4 protein-coding genes are annotated in these 4,749 nt (G+C 70.0%); all 4 read left to right on the top strand.

Features of this window, described 5'->3' with window-relative positions; genetic code table 11:
- Positions 1-325: hypothetical protein (locus VNE62_11630; GenBank protein HVE92929.1), on the top strand; the 325-nt coding region annotated here is incomplete at its 5' end.
- A gap of 8 nt (positions 326-333) precedes the next feature.
- A complete protein-coding gene (gene leuS, locus VNE62_11625) occupies positions 334-2,790 on the top strand; it encodes a leucine--tRNA ligase (protein ID HVE92928.1) in 2,457 nt (818 codons plus the stop codon).
- Positions 2,791-3,052: 262 nt separating this feature from the next.
- Positions 3,053-3,637, top strand: coding sequence for a ComEA family DNA-binding protein (locus VNE62_11620; protein HVE92927.1), 585 nt, complete (start codon positions 3,053-3,055; stop codon positions 3,635-3,637).
- Positions 3,634-4,749, top strand: a 1,116-nt coding sequence (locus tag VNE62_11615) for a ComEC/Rec2 family competence protein (GenBank protein HVE92926.1), incomplete at its 3' end; no start/stop codon positions are given. The genes VNE62_11620 and VNE62_11615, both read left to right, overlap by 4 nt.

Genomic DNA, 4,749 nt, shown 5'->3' with positions numbered 1-4,749 from the left:
GCTCGCGGCCTCCGCCGGTTCGCGGGCGTCGCTCGACGACCTGGCCGGATACGGAGAGGCATTCACGGCGGCGCTGGCCGACAGGTGCCTGCCGGACAGAGCCGCCGAAGTGCTGCGCCCGCTGGCTTCGGACTCCCGTCCGCAGCTCCTGGAGGTGATAACGGCGTACGAGGCCGGGGAGCTCGGCCTGGACCGCGTCATCTCGCTCGTGGTCGGGGCCCGGGGGGACGCCGGGTCGCTGCCCAGCGTCCTGCACCCGTATCCACTTGCTCTCGTGGACCGCCTGGCCGGGGCCGGCGGTAAGCCCCCGACGCGGCAACGGTAGAATCGCCCATGCGCAGGCCCTACGACTTCGCGTCCATCGAGAAGAAGTGGCTCGAGTCCTGGGACGACCGTCGTGCCTGGTCGGCCCCCAGGACGCCCACCCGCCCCAAGCGCTACGTGCTCGAGATGTTCCCGTACCCGTCCGGCGAGACCCACATGGGTCACGTCGAGAACTACACGATCGGGGATTCGATAGCGCGCTTCCTGAAGATGCGGGGATATGACGTCCTGCATCCCATGGGCTTCGACGCCTTCGGACTCCCCGCCGAGAACGCGGCCATCCGCCACGGGATCCACCCCCGCGACTGGACCTACGCCAACATCGAGCGGTTTGTCGCGTCGTACAAGAGACTCGCCTTCTCCTACGACTGGGAGCGGTCGTTCAACACCTGCGACCCCGAGTACTACCGCTGGAACCAGTGGCTGTTCCTAAGGCTGTACGAGCGCGGCCTCGCCTATCGCAAGGGGGCCAAGGTCAACTGGTGCCCGTCCTGCCGCACCGTTCTCGCCAACGAGCAGGTGCACGGCGGGGTCTGCTGGAGGTGCGGCTCGACCCCCGTGGTTCGTGACCTCGAGCAGTGGTTCTTCAGGACGACCGCCTATGCGCAGCGTCTGCTGGACGACATGGCGGACCTGCAGTGGGGAGACGCGGTCCTGACCCAGCAGCGCAACTGGATCGGCAGGTCCGAGGGCGCCGTGGTCAACTTCGCCATCGTCGAGACGGGCGACGTCGTCCCTGTCTACACAACGCGGCCGGACACGCTGTACGGGGTGTCCTTCTTTGTTTTCGCGCCCGAGCATCCGGTCGCCCACCAGCTGGCGATGCGCGCCGGAAAGACGTCCAACTACGAGCAGTTCGTGGACGAGATCCGGCGCCAGTCCGAGGTCGAGAGGATGTCGATGGCTTCCCAGCGCCGCGCGTTCGCGCTGGAGGCGAGGGCGATCAACCCGTTGAACGGCGAGGAGGTCCCGGTCTTTGCCTCCGACTACGTGCTGATGGAGTACGGGACGGGAGCCGTCATGGCCGTCCCCGCGCACGACCAACGTGACTTCGAGTTCGCCCGGCAGTACGACCTGCCGCTGCGCGTCGTGGTCCAGGACCGCGACTACCTCGACCCGCAGGAGATGACCGAGGCCTTCGAGGGCAGCGGCGTCATGGTCAACTCCGGACCGTTCGACGGGCTGGATTCCGAGCCGGGCAAGCGCGCCGTGATCGAGCTGCTGGAGCGTGAGGGCAGCGGGCAGGGCGAGGTCCAGTACCGGCTGCGGGACTGGCTGGTGTCCAGGCAGCGCTACTGGGGGACGCCGATCCCCATCGTCCACTGCGAGACGTGCGGGACCGTCCCCCTGCCCGAGTCGGAGCTGCCCCTGGTGCTGCCGGACGTGGTGGACTTCCAGCCCGCCGAGGGGGCCGACTCCCCCCTGGCCACGGCCACCGAGTGGCTCGAGGTGGCGTGTCCCGGGTGCGGTCGCCAAGCGCGGCGGGAGACGGACACCATGGACACCTTCGTCGACTCGTCCTGGTACTTCCTGAAGTTTTGCGACGCGCACAACGACCGTGCCCCGTTCGACCCGGCCCTCGTGGACGCGTGGATGCCGGTGGACCAGTACACGGGCGGCATCGAACATGCCGTGATGCACCTCATCTACGCGAGGTTCATCACCAAGGTCCTGCATGACATGGGGATGGTCTCGGCCACGGAGCCGTTCCGGCGGCTGATGAACCACGGCCAGATCACCAAGGACGGCAGGGCGATGTCCAAGTCGCTGGGCAACATCGTCGACCCGGGCGAGGTCCTGGACAGGTACGGGACGGATGCGCTGCGCGTGTTCATCCTTTTCATCGGCCCACCCGAGATGGACTACGACTGGCCTGCCGAGGGGGCCGAGGCCGTCTGGGGCGCCTACAAGTTCGTAGAGCGGGTCTGGCGGCTTGTCACCGAGAACTCGGCTGCCCTGACGGACCCATCGCCGCCTGCCGGCGACTCGGAGCTGCGGCGCACGGTGCACCGGCACCTGGCGACGATCACCTCCGACTTCGACAGGTACGCCTTTAACACCGCCATCGCGCGGATGATGGAGATGCAGGGGGCGCTGTCCAAGGCTGCCGCCGGCGCGCCCGCGGGCGAGCTGAGGGAGGGCGTGGAGATCCTTCTGCAGTGTCTGGCTCCGGTCGCGCCGTTCATCACCGAGGAGCTGTGGGAGTCCATCGGCGGGCAGGGGTCGATCCACGACAGGCCCTGGCCGGAGGCGGACCCGGAGCTGTCGCGCGTCCAGCAGGTGACGATGGTGGTACAGGTGGATTCCAAGGTGCGCGACCGGATCGAGGTCGATCCGTCGATCTCCGAGCAGGAGGCTGTCGCGGCGGCCCTGGCATCGGATCGGGTCCAAAACCTGCTCGCCGGCCGGGCCCCGGTGCAGGTGGTGGCCCGCCCTCCCCGGCTGGTGAACGTCCTCACCCGCTGACGCGAGTGGACGTCGTCGGCGGCGTCTAGCATGCTGGCGTCGTGGGTAAAGGTGACCGCGCGTGGATCCGCTGGCGCAAAGACCGTCAGCGCAATAAGAAGGAACGTCTGAAGCGGCAGGCTGAAGCTCGCTCGCGCAAGCCGCGGGCAAAAGCCGCCAGGTAGCTTCTTCCCCTTCTCTTCCCCGGACCCGGCCGGGTCCGGCACCGCCGCGCCCGCCGGTCCGGAACTGCAGCGTCTTCCCCCCGAGTCAGGAGGCGGGAGTGGAGACGGTCGCTCGGCCCTCGAACCTGCGGCGAGGGCTTGCCGCGCTTGCGGTGATTGCGTCGGTGTCGCTGGCCGGAGGCTACGGGGTCGCGACGAGGCAGCGTCCCAGGGCGGTGAAGGTCGCGCTGGCGACCCCTGCAAAGCAGCAGGGCAAGCCGTCCAAGCGTGTTTGGGTCCACGTGGGGGGAGCCGTGGGCCGTCCGGGGCTGTACGGCCTGCCGGAGGGACGACGGGTGGACGACGCCGTGCGGGCCGCCGGCGGAGCCCGCCCGGATGCAGACGTGGACGGGGTGAACCTGGCCGCGCCGGTCAAAGACGGCGACAAGGTCGTCCTGCCGGTGAGAGGCCAGTCCGACGGTCCGCCGGGATCCGCCGGTGCCGCCGCCGCCAAGAAGGTGAACCTGAACACGGCCACGGTCGCCGAGCTGGACACACTGCCGGGCATCGGACCCGCGACCGCCCAGAAGATCCTGGACTTCCGCACCCAGCACGGCTCCTTTAAGACGGTCAAGGACCTCGGCAAGGTTCCGGGAATCGGAGCGCGCAAGCTGGAGCAGCTGGCCGACCTGGTGTCGGTTTGAGCACACAGCTGCTTGTGGCCGCCGCGGCCTGCGTGGCCGCCGGGGTCGCGGGAGGCCGCTCCTGGCCGTCCCATGCACTCGCCTGGTCCGCCGCCTGCGTGGTGGCGCTGGCGGCGGGTGCGGCCGCGTGGCGTGCGGGGCGGATCGACGAGTCCCGCCGCTGGACGCACGGCGCAGGAGTGGTGTCCGTCCTCCTCGCCGCCGCAGCATCGGGGGCAGCCGACGCGGCCTGGCGTTCGGCTGCGGCGCGTGAGGGTGTTCTGCCCGTGCTCGCCCGGGCGGAAAGAGTGGTCGAGGTGTGCGGGGTGGTGACCGGGCGCCGGCCACGCTCGCTGGACATGTCCGCCCGCAGTGTCGCCGACGGCGCCGACCGCTGGGCGATTCGGGAGCCGGTTCTCGTCTCGGAGGCCGCGGCACGTCCGGGCCACAAGCTGTGCGCGCGAGGGTCGCTCGTTTCGCCGCGGCGAGGCCGCTCCGGCCCTCCGTTGCTGGCCGCCGACGACTCGCGAGTGACGGGAGTGGGGGCTCCGATCAGGTTCGCCGCGGGAGCCGTGCGGGCGCGTTTCTCCGCCGCCGCGCAGGACGTCCTTCCGCGTCGGCAGGCCGGGTTGCTGCTGGGCATGACCGACGGGGACATCGAGCTCCTGGACGACCGGACGCTCGAAGACTTCCGTACGACGGGACTGGCGCATCTGGTGGCGGTGTCGGGGTCCAACGTGGCCGTCGTGCTGGTGGTCGTGATGCTCGTCGTGCGCAGGATCGTCCCTCGCCGACGTGTCCTGCGCGCGCTGCTTGCCGTGCCGCCGCTGGTGTTCTTCGCATTTCTGACCGCCCTGGAGGCTTCGGTGCTCCGGGCCGTGGTCACGGCGGGCGTCGTGCTCGCCGTCACCTCTTCCGGCCGGATCGCCGACGGGCTGCGTGCGGCGGCCGTGGCCTTCATCGTGCTGGTTCTCGCGTCACCGGACCTGATGTCCCACCCCGGGTTCCAGCTGTCCTTCGGGGCGACCGTGGGGCTCATCCTGTGGGCCCGCCCCCTGACCGACCGGGTCCTGGCGCTGGTGCCGGAGGGCCGCCGCGGAGGCTTCGCACAGGCAGCCGCAGTTGCCGTGGCG

The sequence above is a fragment of the Actinomycetota bacterium genome (assembly GCA_035536535.1).
In the GTDB taxonomy this organism is placed as follows: domain Bacteria; phylum Actinomycetota; class JAICYB01; order JAICYB01; family JAICYB01; genus DATLNZ01.
Note: the sequence above shows the minus strand (reverse complement) of the source record. Positions and strands in the feature narration are given on the sequence as shown.